Source organism: Gilliamella sp. CG22 (assembly GCF_046635725.1).
GTDB lineage: Bacteria > Pseudomonadota > Gammaproteobacteria > Enterobacterales > Orbaceae > Gilliamella > Gilliamella apicola_I.
The window spans coordinates 121,776-139,557 of record NZ_JBIDFK010000002.1; the positions used below are offsets into that span (position 1 = coordinate 121,776).

The 17,782-nt window shown below is 33.5% G+C and carries 20 protein-coding genes; 6 read left to right on the forward strand and 14 right to left on the reverse strand.

Translation table 11 applies throughout. The features are described 5' to 3' along the window. Window positions 1–193: 193 nt before the first annotated feature. The 12 genes from ACGH46_RS02280 to ACGH46_RS02335 all read right to left on the reverse strand — a co-directional run bounded on the left by ACGH46_RS02280 (window position 194) and on the right by ACGH46_RS02335 (window position 10,549). A complete protein-coding gene (locus ACGH46_RS02280) occupies window positions 194–1,198 on the reverse strand; it encodes an aldo/keto reductase (protein ID WP_411603903.1) in 1,005 nt (334 codons plus the stop codon). A gap of 29 nt (window positions 1,199–1,227) precedes the next feature. Continuing rightward, window positions 1,228–2,019, reverse strand: a complete 792-nt coding sequence (locus tag ACGH46_RS02285) for a hypothetical protein (protein ID WP_267351619.1) — start codon at window positions 2,017–2,019, stop codon at window positions 1,228–1,230. A 25-nt stretch (window positions 2,020–2,044) separates the two neighbouring features. Then, window positions 2,045–2,818, reverse strand: a complete 774-nt coding sequence (locus ACGH46_RS02290) for an SDR family NAD(P)-dependent oxidoreductase (protein ID WP_411603905.1) — start codon at window positions 2,816–2,818, stop codon at window positions 2,045–2,047. Window positions 2,819–2,832: 14 nt separating this feature from the next. Next, window positions 2,833–4,014 carry an MFS transporter gene (locus tag ACGH46_RS02295; protein ID WP_411603908.1) on the reverse strand — a complete coding sequence of 394 codons (1,182 nt, stop codon included), beginning with the start codon at window positions 4,012–4,014 and terminating at the stop codon, window positions 2,833–2,835. Between the two features lie 26 nt (window positions 4,015–4,040). After that, window positions 4,041–5,216 (reverse strand): acetyl-CoA C-acetyltransferase, encoded by a 1,176-nt coding sequence (locus tag ACGH46_RS02300; RefSeq protein ID WP_411603911.1) that lies wholly within the window; start codon window positions 5,214–5,216, stop codon window positions 4,041–4,043. A 54-nt stretch (window positions 5,217–5,270) separates the two neighbouring features. Next, complete coding sequence (locus tag ACGH46_RS02305; RefSeq protein WP_267351612.1) at window positions 5,271–5,948, reverse strand: HAD family hydrolase; 678 nt, start codon at window positions 5,946–5,948, stop codon at window positions 5,271–5,273. Next, complete coding sequence (locus ACGH46_RS02310; protein ID WP_267351611.1) at window positions 5,929–6,177, reverse strand: tautomerase family protein; 249 nt, start codon at window positions 6,175–6,177, stop codon at window positions 5,929–5,931. Before ACGH46_RS02310 ends, ACGH46_RS02305 begins: the two co-directional genes overlap by 20 nt. Before the next feature lies 1 nt (window position 6,178). Further along, entirely contained in the window at window positions 6,179–7,009 is an 831-nt protein-coding gene (locus ACGH46_RS02315) for a hypothetical protein (protein WP_267351609.1), read from the reverse strand. Between the two features lie 14 nt (window positions 7,010–7,023). Further along, on the reverse strand, window positions 7,024–7,773 hold the full coding sequence (locus tag ACGH46_RS02320) for an AfsA-related hotdog domain-containing protein (RefSeq protein ID WP_267351607.1): 750 nt from the start codon (window positions 7,771–7,773) through the stop codon (window positions 7,024–7,026). 34 nt (window positions 7,774–7,807) lie between these two features. Further along, window positions 7,808–8,428 carry a hypothetical protein gene (locus tag ACGH46_RS02325; protein WP_267351605.1) on the reverse strand — a complete coding sequence of 207 codons (621 nt, stop codon included), beginning with the start codon at window positions 8,426–8,428 and terminating at the stop codon, window positions 7,808–7,810. A gap of 508 nt (window positions 8,429–8,936) precedes the next feature. Continuing rightward, window positions 8,937–9,842 (reverse strand): DMT family transporter, encoded by a 906-nt coding sequence (locus tag ACGH46_RS02330; protein ID WP_267351603.1) that lies wholly within the window; start codon window positions 9,840–9,842, stop codon window positions 8,937–8,939. An 11-nt stretch (window positions 9,843–9,853) separates the two neighbouring features. Next, window positions 9,854–10,549, reverse strand: a complete 696-nt coding sequence (locus tag ACGH46_RS02335) for an SDR family oxidoreductase (RefSeq protein WP_267351601.1) — start codon at window positions 10,547–10,549, stop codon at window positions 9,854–9,856. A gap of 106 nt (window positions 10,550–10,655) precedes the next feature. On the opposite strand from ACGH46_RS02335, the gene ACGH46_RS02340 reads away from it, so the two are divergent. Beyond that, window positions 10,656–11,546 carry a LysR family transcriptional regulator gene (locus ACGH46_RS02340; protein WP_267351599.1) on the forward strand — a complete coding sequence of 297 codons (891 nt, stop codon included), beginning with the start codon at window positions 10,656–10,658 and terminating at the stop codon, window positions 11,544–11,546. A gap of 14 nt (window positions 11,547–11,560) precedes the next feature. Further along, window positions 11,561–12,469 (forward strand): LysR family transcriptional regulator, encoded by a 909-nt coding sequence (locus ACGH46_RS02345; RefSeq protein WP_267351597.1) that lies wholly within the window; start codon window positions 11,561–11,563, stop codon window positions 12,467–12,469. 267 nt (window positions 12,470–12,736) lie between these two features. On the opposite strand, the gene ACGH46_RS02350 is transcribed toward ACGH46_RS02345, so the two are convergent. Continuing rightward, window positions 12,737–13,303 carry a TetR/AcrR family transcriptional regulator gene (locus tag ACGH46_RS02350; RefSeq protein ID WP_267351595.1) on the reverse strand — a complete coding sequence of 189 codons (567 nt, stop codon included), beginning with the start codon at window positions 13,301–13,303 and terminating at the stop codon, window positions 12,737–12,739. A 52-nt stretch (window positions 13,304–13,355) separates the two neighbouring features. After that, window positions 13,356–14,357 (reverse strand): type I glyceraldehyde-3-phosphate dehydrogenase, encoded by a 1,002-nt coding sequence (gene gap / locus ACGH46_RS02355; RefSeq protein ID WP_411604148.1) that lies wholly within the window; start codon window positions 14,355–14,357, stop codon window positions 13,356–13,358. 207 nt (window positions 14,358–14,564) lie between these two features. On the opposite strand from gap, the gene ACGH46_RS02360 reads away from it, so the two are divergent. The 4 genes from ACGH46_RS02360 to ACGH46_RS02375 are packed head-to-tail and all read left to right on the forward strand — an operon-like array spanning window position 14,565 to window position 17,747. Next, complete coding sequence (locus ACGH46_RS02360) at window positions 14,565–15,725, forward strand: LeuA family protein (protein WP_411603915.1); 1,161 nt, start codon at window positions 14,565–14,567, stop codon at window positions 15,723–15,725. Window positions 15,726–15,728: 3 nt separating this feature from the next. Further along, window positions 15,729–16,310, forward strand: a complete 582-nt coding sequence (locus tag ACGH46_RS02365) for a cysteine hydrolase family protein (RefSeq protein ID WP_267359150.1) — start codon at window positions 15,729–15,731, stop codon at window positions 16,308–16,310. 10 nt (window positions 16,311–16,320) lie between these two features. Then, the gene (locus ACGH46_RS02370) at window positions 16,321–17,331 is read left to right on the forward strand and encodes a taurine catabolism dioxygenase TauD (protein ID WP_411603919.1); all 1,011 of its coding nucleotides are present in this window, start codon (window positions 16,321–16,323) and stop codon (window positions 17,329–17,331) included. Window positions 17,332–17,345: 14 nt separating this feature from the next. After that, complete coding sequence (locus tag ACGH46_RS02375; RefSeq protein WP_267378004.1) at window positions 17,346–17,747, forward strand: cupin domain-containing protein; 402 nt, start codon at window positions 17,346–17,348, stop codon at window positions 17,745–17,747. Window positions 17,748–17,782: the final 35 nt, after the last annotated feature.

Consider the following 17,782-nt stretch of genomic DNA (forward strand, 5'->3'; position numbering starts at 1 on the left):
ATAATGAACAAACTAAAATAGCGTTTATGGATATTCCAAACTGATTATTTTTTAATGATTTTTATTATCTCTATGCGGTATAAAAATAATATTTAAGCAATAATTGTGTATCACCTGTTACCTATATTGCTGATTGATTGTTTCAATAAAGCAACATTAGGCTCTCATTGTTCAATGCTCAGTCAGAGTATTTTTAAAAGATACCTTTCATACCTTCTGGTGTATAGCGGTCTCCTTTAATATCAATACGATTTTTTAAATCATTGAGAATGGTAAGATCTTCTTTTTCAAGCGTAACAAAACAGGCATTAACATTTTCGAACAAATATTTTTCTTGTTTTGTACCAGGAATAGGAACAACACTTTCCCATTGCGCAAGCAACCACGCTAAAGCAATTTGACCACTTGTACAATCATATTTAATTGTCATCGGTTTTAGTGCATTTAATAGTAGTTTGTTGTGCTCTATGTTCGCATCTAAAAATCTTGGGTTAGTTTTACGAAAATCACCGTCTGCAAAATCTTTTCCTGACTGATATTTTCCTGTCAAAAAACCACGCCCAAGCGGAGAATAGGGAACCAGTCCAATATTTAACTCTTTTAATAGCGGTAATAGATTATCTTCAATATCCCGAGTCCAAAGTGAATATTCAGTTTGAACAACATCGACTGGAAAGACTGAATGTGCGCGGATTAATAAATCTTTAGGTACTTCACAAAGACCAACATGCTTAATTTTTCCCTCTTTTACTAATGTTGCCATCGTCTCCATTGTTTCCTCAATGGGGTTTTCGGGATTGATTCGATGAATATAAAAGAGGTCGATTTGTTCAATACCTAATCGTTTTAAAGATGCTTCACAGCATGATTTTATGTATTGAGGAGCATTATTTATTTTTCTTTCATAGCCAATAGTATTGTTTCTATCTATTCCACATTTAGTTGCAATACATAATTGTTCTCGTTGTGATGAAGTTAATTCTTTTAGCAATGTTCCAATGAGTAATTCGTTTTGCCCACGACCATACATATCAGCTGTATCAATCAAGGTTATGCCACTATCCACAACGGAATGTAGCAACCTAATTGAGTGCTGATCATCAGTAGGGCCATAGAACTCACTCAGTCCCATAGCTCCATAACCTATTGCACTGACACTAATATCTGAGCCTAACGTTCTTTGTGGTAATTTATGCATTTAAAAGTTCTCCAATTTGTCCGTCATAATTAATCATTATTAAACCTATATACCGCTCCATCTCCCCATGTTCCTATATAATAATGATTATTGTATAAAGCTAATGCTACAGCACCTGATAACGATGAAACTAATGTATCTAATTTTTTAGTTTTCACATCAATCTGACGTACCATATTGGCTCCATTATCAATTACTGCAACCACACTAGGCGAAACAGTGACAATACCAACACCTGGTCGAGTAAATCCACTACCTAACTCAGTTTTATTGCCATTCGGGTCAATCATTGTTAAACGACCGCTATATTGAGAAACCACTAAACTATTATCAGGAAGTTGTGTGACGCCGACTGGAGTAGATAATCCTCGTACGATAATTTCTTTCTGACCACTGTTCAAATTGAGTGAAACGATTTCACCCGTCGAACGATTGGTAATAAGCAAATTTCCAGAATTTGAAAATGCAATGCCTGTCGGAGTATGATAACCGTCAGAAATTTTTTGAGCTTCTCCATTTGCGGTAATTTTTAAAATATAATCATCACTATAAGAAGATACATAGATATTATCTTGTTTATCTATGACAATTCCAGCGGGTGAGGAAATATTCGAATAAACGGTTTGTTTGTTGCCTTTAGTATCTATTTTAACCACTGAATTACCAGACCAATTGGTCACATACATCGCCCCAGAACTGTCAAAGGCAATCCCAGTTGGAGCATTAAATGACTTAGAAACAGTTTTTAATTCGGCCATACTCATCGCTCCATAAAAAGTGGAAAAGATAAAAATGAGGGTAGATAGTAAAAATTTTTTCATAATAGGTATTCTCCTTAAAATTGTTTTAATAACCGATTGATGCTCCACCATCAAGATTGATTGAAGCACCGTTGATATAACCAGCTTTTTTACTGAATAAAAATACAATGGCATTGCCTATATCATTGACATCAGTAAATTTGTTTAATGGATTCATTTTTCTGAAATTATCATTTAATGATTCCGCAGTTGTTGAGAAAGATTGTGCGAGTCTGGTTGAGGTTTTGTACCAAGATTCAGATTCGGTAATCCAAGGATTAATGACGTTGATGCGAATTCCATGCTTTCCTAAATACTTTGAAGCAGCTTTAGTAAAGCCTGATAGGGCTGCATTGACGGTACTATTTATAATGAAATCGGGGTTTGGATCGTAACAAAATGTTCCATTAATAATGACAATTTTTCCTTCACGCTTATTGGTTGCCATTAATTTTGTGACCTGTTTGGTCATATTGATTGAGCCCCAAAGTTTACTTTGAAGAGATTCGTCCCAATCATTTTTAGTGGATAAAAAATAATCAATCGGTTCCCCTAGACCTGCAGCATTAACTAATCCGTCAATTGGCGTGTTTGCCCAAATAGACGATAATTTTTCGGCAACTTGATCTTCTTGAGTAATATCGATGATCTGAGTAAGAATATGCTTATTGTTTGTTAACAACTCTAATTCTTGATGCGTAGCGGATAATTTATCTGAATTTCTTCCGACAAGGATAACCTTATAATTATTTTCTAGAAGAACTTTTGCAATCCCTTTGCCAATTGACCCAGTTCCACCCGTTATCATGATAGTTTCCATTTTATTTTTTCCTATTATTTTGTTAATTTGAGACCGAATAGCGCTATCACTATATTGATGATCGTCAGACTAATACTGGTAATCATTACCCCATTCCAATTAAAGTTCTCATAGAAAATACCTAATACGTAAGTACCAATACTTCCTCCAGCCAAACAAGATAAAAGATATAAAGAAGAAATAGCGCCTCTTGAATTAATCGGTACAATCTGATTAAGTATTGAAATGACTATAGGTTGCAGTCCAAACACAAAAAGAAATAAACAAAAAATACCTATGGCGATAAAAAATAAATTGGTACTAAATCCGATAGTGATAACTGATATGCTGACAAATACAAGGCAAATAATTAATAATCTACCTTTAGTCATAAATTGAGATAATTTGCCTGTGATGATAGTACCAATGACGGCGCTGATTCCTGCAAAGTTTAACCATCCTAATACCGTTGATGAAAGATAAAAAGGCGAGCCTTTTAAATAGAAGGTTAATAATGATGATAATCCAAGGTAAACAAAAAACAGAAGAAAACCAACAAACAGAAAAATAAGTACCGTTTTATTTAGTAGTAACTTAGCCGCGGTGAGATAAGTACTTGCGATACTCATGTTGGAAGTATTGTTGTTCGTGTTTTTTATACCCATTGGAATAAAAAGACAAGAAAAAACAATTAACAATGCATAAATAAAGAAGGCAATTTGCCAAGACCAATAATCAGTCATCATGGCTACTACACTACGGCTAAAAATAATACCGACAATAGAGGCGGAAATCATCACTCCCATTGCTTGAGGCAATTTTTCATTAGGTGTATTCTTAGCCGTATAGGCAAATAATGCAGCCGGAACTGATGCTGCAAAAAAGCCGATTAATGACATAATGATTAAATAGAGACTGAATGATTCGACGATACCAGATAAACCAAGACAAATAATGGTTCCAATACTCCCAAATACCACTAAAAATCTTGTTGATACTTTATCTGATAATGGACCATAAATAAAAAAGGAAATAGCGTAGAAAAAACAAGATAAGCTAAATATACTTCTTGCATCTAAAATATCAATGTTAAAACTTTTTGAAATTTCCTGAAAAATGAGTTGGCTGATATAAACTGAACCGACTAAAAGCACAATAAGTACGGCAGAAACAAGAATACTTGTAGTTGATTGTTCTTGTTTCTGTATTGATTTCATGCCTGATTCCATAATCTAATTCCTCTTTAATTTCGATGAATACTCATTGCCACCCCTTCACCTCCACCGACACATAATGCAGCAATACCGACATTGAGATTCTGTGATATTAGTTGATGTATAAGTGTAACCAAGACACGACAACCTGATGCACCAATCGGATGTCCTAATGCAATTGCACCACCGTTAACATTAAGTTTATCGTTAGTTAACGCTAATACTTTTTGGACAGCTAAAGATTGCGAAGCAAATGCTTCATTGCATTCAAACAGATCGACATCATCAATAGACATACCTGTTTTCTTCAAACAAGCTTCGATGGCACTAATCGGACCCAGCCCCATAACAGAAGGATTGATACCAGTATTGGCAAAAGCAGATATCGTGACCATAGGTGTTAATCCTAAAGATATTGCTTTTTGTTTACTGCATACTATTACCGCTGCTGCACCATCATTAAGGGATGATGCATTACCGGCAGTGACAACTCCCTCCTTTTTGAAGACAGGTTTTAATGTTGATAATTTCTCCAGCGTTGTTTCTCTCGGTCCTTCATCTTTATCAATCACGACTTCACCTTTTTTCGTGGCTAAAGTTATTGGAATGATTTCATTGACAAAACAATTATTCTTTATTGCATTTAAGGCTTTCTGATGCGAGGACAGTGCAAAAATATCTTGTTCTTCACGAGTAATATGATGACTTTCGGCAACATTTTCAGCTGTTACCCCCATGTGATACTGATGAAAGGCATCGGTTAATCCGTCATTAACGAGTGTGTCAATTAATGCCGAATTCCCTAAACGGTTACCTTTACGAATTCCTTTAACAGCATGCGCTGCGGTTGACATGCTTTCTTGTCCTCCTGCGATGATCATTTGCGCATCGCCATTTCTAATTGCTTGAACAGCTAAATTGATAGCCACCAAACCCGAACCACAGACTTTATTCACCGTTAATCCCGTTACTTTTTCGGGTAAACCTGCTTTGATCGCTGTTTGTCTTGCTGGATTTTGTCCACAACCAGCGGTTAAAACTTGTCCCATAATGACTTGATCGATTTCGTTAGCAGGAATATTCGATTCTTTTAGCATATTTTTAATGAGCATTGCGCCTAATTCTGTTGCTGGTATGTCAGCAAAACTACCAAGAAATGCTCCAATAGCGGTTCTTTTGGCCGCTACAATTACAATTTCTTCCATATTAAAATTTCTCCAATCTAAATGTTAATTATCTTTAACATTGCTTTTTTTAAATCATAAAACTTGCCAGTTATTTTGTTTGGCAAGTTGTAACATCGTAGGATGATCGCCGACGTAAACAGAATGACCGACACAAGACAACATATTTAAATCAGAAATATCATCTCCATACCCGTAGCTACTGCTTAAATCGATTCCTTGTTCTAAGGCAAATTTTTCGATTGCGGTGGCTTTACCCGCTCCAATAGTTTGTATCCCTGTAATTTCACCTGTCAAAATTCGCTGTTGGTCAACAACCGGATTAACACACAAAATGTCATCGACTTTTAAATATTCAGCAATCGGTTTTAAAAGCGGTAGCATTGACCCAGAAACAAATACTGTTCGTTCGCCTCTAGTTTGATGTTGATGTAAGCGATCAACTGTTTTTTGAATAAAGGCATTCTTGTTGACAACATTTTGCTCAAACCAAATCTTACCGATTGAAAATAGTTCATCCATGCTCATACCCGAAAGTAATTGGTAGTACATGGAATTGAGTTCTTCTCTTGGTCGATTGTTAGCTCTTGCTTGTTTGAATGCGTCATCAAATTGAACTTTGAGATCATGAAGTTCTTTTACTTCAGACAGATATTCAAAAAAATTAAACATACTTTTGATCGTTATAAGTGTTTCATCCACATCAAAAAATGCAGCTATAGCTTGATTTGTATTACTTTTTGTTTGCATCATGCTCAGCGTCCTTACTTATATAAGCCCTGCTTTTGGTTAGAAAGTTAGGATCAGTTCCTATCACGCCTGCATCTGACCACCGTGAAGGGGAAACTTCTTGAAGGCTAATCGAGATTTTATCGATAGGGCAACCTAAAATTTTATGCGTCGCAACTGTTATTTCTTCGAGTAATTTTTTAGCTTTTTCATCATCAGATATCGGCCAGCTGATAATATTGATATGTGGCATGTTATTTCTCCTTAATTGGGTTTGTAATTAAATGGTCAAATAAATCTATTTGACTCAATTTGAGTTGGGCATGGACATCGCCTCCTAGTCCAAAATATCCAATTGCACCGCCATAAGACTGTTGTGAACTCATGAACAGCACAATGACGTTGATAATTCGATTACTGTCTTTTTCATGTTTTGGAAAAGGATTGTTCAAAATGGCATAATAGTTAGCAAAACCGTTATTATCAGTCACAAAAACATTAGGAATTCCTAAAGGCCCAGGGCGGGTTAATTCTTGCGGATTAAGATCTTTTTCTCTTAAGCTCATTACGGTGTAAAGGCTATTTGGTATTAAGTTTTTAAAACAAAAATCAAATCGAGCAACGGAACCATCAATGGTTACATCAAGTGTTCCTTGCGCTTTTAACCAATCACTTAGTACAATTTTATTGAGTTTTCGAAGTCCGTCATTTTCCCGATAGTCATAGATATAACCATTACTTAATGGAAGACTAGGGCGTCGGATTTGTGAAGCATTAGGGCATTGTTCCGGTGCAAAGACCATTGGATAATTATTTAAAGGTAGCGGAAGCGGTAATGTAAAAAGCTCTATTTCTGCGAGTCTTTTTTCATTTTTAATATCTAATTCTTCAGTAATTGTATAAGCACATGTTTCACCAAATTTGGGTAATTGGCTTTTTGGGGAAACTAACGCCATCCCCCACGAGATGGCATTATTCTCCTTGATTAAATTTCCTACAACGACAAAGTTACCGTACTTATCAACCACTTCAGAAGGTGGATATAAAGGGCCTTGTGTTGTTGGAATTAATTGGAATTTTGACATAACGCTTTCCTTTTTTATGCCATAAAACTTTTATATTCAGTCAAATATAAAGCCACTGCATCTTTAGCTAACTTTGATTCTTTTTCTAAAAGTTCTTTCGCCGGATATACCACGTAACTGGTCAACATCGTGGCACAAATTTTATTTGCCTGTTTGATTGTTATTTTGGCTTTCAACTTTGACCGATAATTATTTTGGTCTATGTCGAGAAGTTCAAAATGAATGATGGCTGGTAAAGGAAATAAAAAGTTTTCAAAATTGACATTCATTTCATTGATGACAAAATAGGTGTCTTTTTTATTTTCTTTTGCGAGAAAAAATTCTTCTGTTATTGCAATAAAAGTTTGTCTGAAAGCTTCAGTAATAATCATTCCCTGTACATGACTACCAGTTTGATGATCACCCATAAGCATATTTCTTTCATCAAGAATAAAAGGTAATTCAAAATTAGATTGATCCAATTTTTTTGCTTGACCGATTAGCACGTTATAAGTGTTGTGTTGATGAGTATAAATATTCGGTGCAAAATTATTACCATAAAATGAAAATAATGAACTCAAATCCAAATGTTCAGGGCTATTGTTGCTAATGTTAAATTTACTTATTTCATCATTTTTACACCCCAATCCAGGAAATAAATGATTTTTAATGTTAAAAACTTTTGCAGGCATTTGTGCCATTATGGCAAGTTGGCTTAACGTAATCGTTCCATCAAGTTTTGCAAATTCATTGAATTTATCGCCAACAACAACTAATTTATTCAAAATGATTCTCCTTATAATTAATAGTGGAAATCTATTAACCACCTAATTTTCTATAGATTTTTGTATAAAGTCCTTCTTTACCACCGGTGATGTAGCTGTCTCCTGCTTGTGCAACAATCGTTTTGTAGTGCTCATCTGTAAATGGTTTTATGTAATCTTCAATAGCTCCGTTAAAGCATGAGATAAACATTACGCCAGGAATTTGGCTAATGAGTGAATGATAAGCATCAAAAGAAGTGATTTTGTCAGCGTTACTTTTAACAACATTGAAAATAGTTTCGTTGCGCCATTTTAAATAAGCGTTATAGGCTGTAGGTAATACTTCGACATGACGAAGTTGAACAAAATTTGTTTGAGGAATGACAGTAACGGAACGGATAGGACTTTCAACATAAAAAAGTAATTCACGCTTAATATCGCCGCACAGATAGTTAGCATATTCGGTAAAATCCTGTGCAAAACTTTTTTCGTAATCTGCTAATTCATTTAACGAGCCTAACGCGATAAATTCAATCAATTCTTCTTTATCATCCGAAATATAAAAACTATGTTTGTTGATAAGATCTTTAGATTTGGTTAAAGCGAATGTTTCAATTTCCTGTCCTTTTTCTTTTTTTACAGGATATCGGTTTATTAATAAATATTGTGATGGCATTTTTTATTTCCTCTTTCTGATATACAAAAGTGATCATTAGTTGTACAACTGTTGAAAGACTAAACGGAAATAACAAAATACAAAAATACTTATTTTGTGATATGAAATTGATATCAAAGAGAATATTTTCTGTGTTAAGTCGATTGAATTTGATTGGAATTATTAAACTTTAACTTGATGATTTAATTGATAATTAAATGTTTTTCTTAATATGATTTCGTGATGATGGTTAGAAATTTAGAATGAAAGGCAGAGTGCTATACACAAATCATTCAAGAGAGTGTGTTTTGATATTGACGCAAGGATTTGAATAACTAAATTCCATTTGTCTGATCTAAAAAGATGGGTATTGAGTTTTATTATGATTAATCAGTTATCGCCATATTATTGTATTGTGATACTCTGAATTGCCATGACAAAACTCGCTAATAAAGATATTTGTTCAATAATGTGGTCAGTTGCCACACTATTAAATCAGTTTGTGAATATATTTATTACATCGTTTTGATTAATCCTTTTTCATAACAGTTTTATACGCACCTGTTGCACCTATAACGCCACCAATCACCATGAAAGCACCGATTAACTGTAAAGCAGTTGGTATCAAGCCATTTATAAAAGCCAATAATAGAGTAAAAACGGGGACTAAATTGAAAAATACAGACGTTTTTGCCGCACCAAGATTTTTTATACCGACGTTCCAAAATAAATAAGCCAGTACTGAACCAATTATTCCCATGTAAATAAGTATTAAGTGATGACACAATGAAATATTAATGATTGCATTCACTAAATTACCCTGAAATATTGTAAATAGAACAATGCCTACTGTACCTATTAACATGGTAAAACTTGTGGTTTGTAGTGGTGTTGAGTTGCTGATAAATTTACGACATCCGACAGTATAGATTGCCCAGGCTAAATTACCCAATAAAATGATTAAATCACCACGGTTAAAATGCAACTTGATAATATTATTAATATCGCCATTACTGATAACAAAAATCACACCAACCAAACTTATTAACATGCCAATTACTTGTGACCATAACACTCGATATTTATCAACAATTGACGCAATTAACGTTGTTGTGATAGGTGACGTTGCCATGATAAGTGCACCATTAATCGGAGATGTTGTTTGTAATCCCATAAAGAAAGCCAAATTGAATCCGGTGATACCACATAAACCAAGAAGAGTATACGGTTTCCAATTTGATTTAAATGCAATGATATTATTTTTATCTTTAATAAGCATAAAAATAAAAATGGCAATAGCAGCGATAATAAAACGTTCAGATGCAGCTGTAAGAGGGGTGACAGATGCCACAACAATCGAGCCCGCATTAAAATTAGAACCCCAAAAAAAGGCAGATAAAGTGACAAGTAAAAAAGCTAATTTATTGTTTTTCATTTTAATCTTCCTTATTTCCATAAAAAAGCATCTAACGTTATTGATGACACTAATAACTCTTTCGGCGTATTAATTAAAAACATGATTATTTCAGCAACATTACTTGGTTTAAGCATGCGAGATTTTTGTTCATCGTTAAAACTTATATATTTTTCCATATGTTCTCTAAAATCAGTGTCAACTTTATCCAAAACAAGATTGGAAACTTTAATACCTATAGGCTTGCAATATTCTTTTAATCCTTCACTAAGACCTTGTACTGCATGTTTAGACACTGAATAAGAATACATATCTTTACTTCCTTTTAATCCCCATATTGATGAAATATTAATTATGTGAGGATTTTGACTTTTTTTCAAAAAAGGAAGTATTCCACGGGTTAAGAAAAAATATCCACTTACATTGACGTTAAGTGTATTTACCCACTCTGTATCTGTTGTTGTGAAAGGATCGTTAAAATATGATACTCCAGCGACATTTATTAAAACATCTATGGTTCCCAAATGTATTCCAGCTTCTAAAATTGCATTCTTAATTAGTAGTGGATCTGTCAAATCAAGTTTGTAAGTAAATAAACTATCTGAATTAAGCTCGTTTATTTTTTTCTCTGACAGATAAGTAGCAAAAACTTTGTGCCCTTGTGATAAAGCAATGCTTACCACTTGATGACCAATTCCACTTTCTGTACCAGTAACAAATATATTCATGAATATTTTTCCTCTTAAAATAAAAAATTATAAATAAACTATTTTTCATTCTATTTAGAATTCATTTATAGTACTATGATCAAAATAACAACATTAAATTCCAAAAATGAAATTATCAATCGATGACTTACTCATATTTGTTAATGTAATTAAAGAAGGTAGTATCGTTAAAGCGTCAACTAAGCTTTCAATACCATCTCCGACAATCAGTAGGCGCTTAACTCAGTTAGAAGAAGCTATTGGTGGTCTTTTGATGTTCAGAAGCAGTAGAAAAATAACGCTGACGACATTGGGACAAATGTATATTGCTAAATTTACCAATTTAGTAGAGGAGTTTGTCGAAACAGCTGAAAATTTAAATGATTATTATAAAAAATTATCGGGCACAATTAAAATAACAGCACCAATAAGCCTGACACATCAATGGTTTGGTAAGTGTATTTTTTCTTTTATGAAAAAATACCCAGATATAAAAATAGATTTGATGGCAACTAATAAAGTTGTCGATTTGGCTGATTTGAATATTGATATTGCTATCCGAGTAGGAGATCTAACCGATAGCAGTTGGGTAGCTAAAAGAATCTTATTATCCAAAAATATATTGTGTACCTCTAAAGAATATTTAGAACGAATTGGTGGTTGTGCTCATCCAATTGATTTATTGGATAAAAATTTAATCAATATTAATCATAATTTAACTTGGTCACTGACCAATAAAACCCAAAATGAGTATTATGAAGTGAGGTCAATCCCATGTTTAGTCATGGATGATACGGAACTGATCATTGAGGCTGCAAAAGAAGGAATGGGAATTTGCTTTGTCCCATCTCAATTTGTCAAAAATAGTATATTAAAGGGGGAGTTGATACAAATATTACCAGATTGGATTGGCAGCACTAGACCTATTTATTTAATATTTAAGGATAGAAATTACATGCCTAATAGAGTAAGAATTTTCAAAGAACATATTGAAAATTATGTGGATTTAAATGTATAGAGGTTTAAGGCATAGTGGATATTTATAGTAAAAGATTACCTACTATAAAGCAGTTGCAGTATTTCGTAGCAGTTTGTGAAGAACGTAGTTTTAGAGGAGCGGCTGAAAAGTTAGGCGTAAGCCAACCACCGCTTTCAATTCAAATCAGGGATTTAGAAGAAAAGTTAAAGGTCACCCTTTTTTTGAGAAATTCCCATAATGTGGTTTTAACTAAAGAAGGAGAAGATCTTAAATCAAAAGCAACACGATTATTAAATGATCTTTGTTCCATAACCAAATCGATCAAATCGAGAGAAGTGAAAAAAGTAGTGCTAGGGACAACTAAAACACTCTGTTTTGACTTTATTCCTTACTTTAGATTATTTTTGTCGGATTTTAGCGAAGAAACCGAAATTTATAAACACAACTACACATCCAAAGAGCTGTTGTTAGAGCTACAAAAAGAAAATATTGATTTTGCTTTTGTTTCTGATTATCAAATGAGAGATATCAACGAAAATTCGCTATTAGTCTATAAAGAACCGATGATTTTAGTTTTACCTACTAGTCACCCCTGTAGTAAGCAAGAAAGAGTAGATCTTGATGATGTGACCGATTTACCACTCTTTTGGTTTAAACAATACTTAAATCCTGTTTTTTATGAACAGTGTGAACGAGTATTTAAAACGCTCAAACTTCCAATTGTACGGCGTGCAGAACTACAAGATAATTTATCTATGTTACTTGAAGTATCGTTAGGTAAAGGAATGATGCTATTGCCTCAGTCAATGACACAAGCAAAAGTTGAGGGAGTTGCATATAAAAAATTAATTAGGAGTCAAGATTTAAAATTAAAAATCGATATTTTTCTAATTTGGCGAAAAAACTTAAGAAAAAATTCCACCACTGACGCAATAATTAATTATTTTAAAAAATCAGAATAAAAGTACATAAAAAAATAAAAAGATCTGATTTTAATTGAAAAAATGATGTAAGTGCTGGATTAAATAAAAGTGCTAACTTTATATCTTTTTATTTATTTCATTAAATTTTTATCTGAATTTTTAGCATTAAATTTTCTCCTGCGATTTTTATCTAAACCCCAGAGACGACATCAGTTCAATTTTTTAGTGGAAACAATCATATTGTCCACGACTAGTAATAAATGGAGTTGATAAAAACAAGTGAAAAACAGGATTGTAAAACTTATGTTATGGCGTAAATATCTTCAATAATGTATTAATAGTTAGATGGAAATAGGAATCATCTTGCAATCCTTTTGCAGAAATATACGCACCTTGCAAAGCAGACATTAAGAGCGTTGCTGCTTCTAATGGTGCAAGAATATTAGAAATGCTACCCTCAGCAATCCCAATTTTTATAAGACTTTCTAGCGTTTTTTTCATAGACTCAAATCCACGATTAACCTCTGACGCTAACTTTTTGTTTTCCATAATAGCTCTATCTCGAGCCATTTGACCAACTACACATCCTCTATCTATGTTACGAGCTCTTAATAGCAGATCTGAAAGTTTATTATATGCATTTTTATCTGTATTTAGCACTGAAGCATTAAAACTTATTAGTTGATCTACATTATATTTTATTGCATATAGGGACAGATCCTCTTTACCATTAAAATAATGGTAAAGGCTACCTTGACCGACTTCAGCACGAGTTAAAATATCTCTTGGGCTAGTAGCAGCTAGACCTTTTTCTAATAGAAGATCAGCCATAGCTTTAATTAGTTTATCTTTGGAATTTTGTTTATTATTCATTTTCACCATAAAAATCATACCATCAGTCGATAGTATGATTTTAATTAATTATTTATTTAATCTGTAAAATAGTATCCACTAAACGGTTTGAAAACCCCCATTCATTGTCATACCAACTAACAACTTTGAGTAGTTTTCCATCAATAACCTTAGTGAGTTTAGAGTCAAAAATAGATGAAGCTGAATTTTTAATAACATCTGATGATACAATTTCATCTTCTGTATAAACGAGAATACCATCTATTTTTTTAGAGCTGGTTGCTTGTTTAATGGTATCATTTACTAGTTGTTCTGTCACTTCTTTCTCTAGATTTAGAGTTAGATCTATCATTGATCCTGTAATTACCGGAACCCGTACAGAACTACCATCTAATTTTCCATTCAACTCAGGGATGACAATACCAATTGATTGCGCAGCACCTGTTGATGTAGGAACAATATTTTGAGCAGCACTACGTGCTCGCCTCATATCACGGTGTGGAGCATCCTGTAGATTTTGATCTTGTGTATAAGCATGAATAGTTGTCATAAATCCCGATTTAATACCAAAATGCTCATGTAATACTTTAACTAACGGAGCTAAACAGTTTGTAGTACATGAGGCATTTGAAATAATGTGATGTTCATCTTTATTATACATGGTGTTGTTAACACCTTGAACAATAGTCAAATCAACATTTGATGCAGGCGCAGAGATGAGAACTTTTTTAGCCCCGGCTTTGATATGGGCTTGAGCTTTTTTTCCATCGTTAAAGACACCTGTTGATTCTAGTACTATATCGATCTTGTGTTTCGCCCATGGGAGATTTTCAGGATTACGCTCTTGATATACCACAATCTCATGACCATCAATCACCAAGCAACCTTTTTTTACTTCGACACTTTTAGCAAAACGTCCAAAAGCCGTATCATATTTTAAAAGATGTGCTAGTTGTTCAATCGAACCTAAATCATTGATCGCAACAATTTTGATATTATGCGAACTCTCATACAACGCACGCATAAAACTACGCCCAATACGACCAAAACCATTAATAGCTACATTTATCATAATTATCTCCGTTTATGTTTATATTACTTTTAATAAATACATATTAGTATGTATATTATGTAATAATACACCACGACATTTTAAAAGCAACAATTAGTTAAATTATTGTAAATATTAAAATATATTATTTTGTTTTATTTGTGTACAAGTTATTGTTTGTGTGATTTAATACATACCAGTATGTATGTTATTTTAAAAAAAGAGGGTAAAATGAGAAAAATATCTATACTGGATACAACGTTAAGAGATGGGGAACAAGCGCCACAAAATGCGATGAATCCAAAACAAAAACTTAATTTAGCTTTAGAGTTAGAGGCCTTGGGAGTTAATCATATTGAAACGGGGTTTCCTGCTTCATCTAAATTTGATTTTGAAGCTACAAAGTTGATTAGTCAGGAATTAACTTTATCAGGGATTGCAACATTTTCTCGAACGTTGGAAAAAGATGTACAACTTGCGTTTGATGCAGCTGGTAGAAGTAAAAACCATACTATTCAGATCGTGGCTACAGGTAGTGATATTCACTTAAGGAATAAACGTAATATTACTCGCGCACAATCTATTGATGAAATGATGAATACCGTTCGTTTTGTTTATCAAAATAGTGATTGTCGTATTTCTGTTGGTATTGAAGATGCTAGTCGTGCTAATTATGATTTTATGAAAGAAATGGCTCATGCCGCAGTAGATGCTGGTGCTAATCAGATTATTTTAGCTGATACCACTGGATTCTCTTCCCCCTTCGAATTTGGAAATCTTATCCGGTTTATTAAATCAGAAGTGGGGGAAAATATCAGTGTTTCAACTCATTGTCATAATGACTTGGGTCTTGCATTAGCGAATACTCTTGCTGGTATTGAAGCTGGTGCTGATGAAGTGCAGGTAACGCTAGGCGGTATCGGAGAACGAGCTGGAAACGTATCTTTAGAAACCGTTGCCTCAACGTTATTTTTTAAACGCGATATTTATCATGTTTATACCGATATCATATTAAGTAAACTATATAATGTATACCAATTGCTTTGTAGCACTATTTTTATGGATACAGCTCGAAATCAACCCATTTTTGGACCTTATGTATTTGGTACTGCTGCGGGAATACACCAACATGGTATTCTCGCTGATCCAAACACCTATGAGTTTGTTAAACCAAATATTTTTAATCGCCAACGTGAATTATTTGTTTCACGCCATTCAGGTAAGTCGATAATAAAACATTTACTCGATAAAAAGGGTATTGCAGCTAAGCCTAAGTTACTTGATGATCTTTATGAGAACTGTATTAATAATCGATTCGAAAATACTTGTTTAACGCTTTCTGAATTAGAAATAAAAGTTGAGAGCTTTGTTTCTCAATACAGCAGGGACTAAATGATGACTAAAAAAGCTGTATTGGTTCTGGATGTTATTAATGAACTTGTTCATCCAGAAGGTAGTGTTGGACATGATGGGTTTTATGAGCAATCAAAAGAACGCAATATCATTAAAAATATTACAAGAGTATTAGATTTAGCAAGAAAATATAACATGACGATCATTTACGTAGTTTTTGGTTTTAGTAAAAATTATGCTGAGTGGTTACCTAACTCTAAACTATTTAAACATGTTAAAGGGCAAGAACAAGCAATCTTAGGCAGTTGGGCAACACAAATTTGTGATGAACTTTTGCCAAAAGAAGGAGAGTCAGTTATTACCAAGCATCAAATTGATCCATTTTTAAATACCAATTTAGATATGTTGCTTCGCCTGAATAATATTGAGGAAGTTATTTTAACAGGTGTTTCATCAGAGTTTGTAGTCCTTTCAACAGCGCTTTCTGCGCATGACAGAAATTATAATGTGCAAGTCCTTGAAGATTGTATTGCTTCATCGGATAAACATAGCCATGAATGTGCCGTCCACATTATTAGCAAAATTGCAAATATTGTTACCATTAATGAATTAACTTTTAAATAGGGAAATATGCATGAAATTAAATTTTACATTTGCACAGAGTGAAAAAGAACAGCTTGATCAACTTTTAACATTAAATACAAATAATCCCTATAGTGATTATCCTGCATTTAAGAAATATATTTCCACAATTATTGCTAAAGGTGTTGTGCCAGAAAGCTTGATATATGCCTGCAATGCAATCATAACTGATCGTACAGAGAAAGGTAATCATGTTCATATCTTGGGTAATTGCCCAATAGAGCATGAATTACCTGAGCTTAATTTAGATAATCCAACAGAACATAAATATCTAGCCAAAAATACATTCATTAGTGAAGGTTTCATGGAACTCATATCCCAACTTCTAAGCGCCCCTTTATTTTCATATCAAAGCCGTAATAATGGTGATTATTTTACCGATCTAGTTTCTTTCAATAAATTCAAAGGTAAAAAAACAGGTTTTACCGATGGTGACTTAATTTATCACTGCGATCGTTCTTATCATATGGTAAGAGCTGATTATGTATCTTTGTTAGGTTTACGTGTTAACGAATCTGAGCTTATTTATACTAACTACATCGATGCTAAAGAGTTAAAAAAACATTTGAGCGAAAAAACCATCTCAATATTATCTCAAAAAATATTTCAAACGGATGTCGATGACCGTTCTCGAGAAAGTAACAAAAATTGGCATAGTTCCACTATACATGCAATTTTACTTGAAAAAGATCAAATTCGTTATCAAGACACATTCACACGCCCTCAAGATCCTAATGATATTAGAGCAATTAAAGCTCTGTTGGAACTAAAAGATGCAATGAGTCAATCTGAAAAATTACGTCATATGATTAAAAAAGGAGAAATGTTAATTTTTGGTAATCAAACAGGCATCCATAATCGAGAGTGGATAGATGTCAACGATCCAGAACAAGGACGTAAACGTTGGTTACTAAAAACTTATAGTTTTTCTGATACGTCTAAAGTTCATGAATATTCAAACTGGGCAACAGTGAACGATCCAACTTGCTTTATCGATAATTGAGGTAAGGATAAATTATGACCTTACCATTCAAAATTGATCAGTTACCTGAAATTTTACCAAGGCTCCTAATTGGAACGCTCCGTGAAAGACTACGCAAAGAAGACATTAAGTTCGAACCTATTGTTACTAATGGGCGTGCAAATGCAGAAGTCCATTGGTTGTTTAAAGGTGAAGAATCTAATGGAGCCTCAGGAGCAATTATTCGTTATAACAAAGGTGGATATAGCCCTCTGCATTTACATACAGGGTTTGAGTTAATGTATATATTGGAGGGTGAAATGCATACATCAATGGGTACAGTGAAAAAAAATGATCTGATATTACTTAGGCCTGGTTCTGTGCATGAGTCATGGGCATCAGATATTGGATGTATCAGCTTGATTATTTGGTTAGAACCCGTAAAAAAAATTGATTGAACTATATATTTAGGGGATATAAGCCCTAAATATAA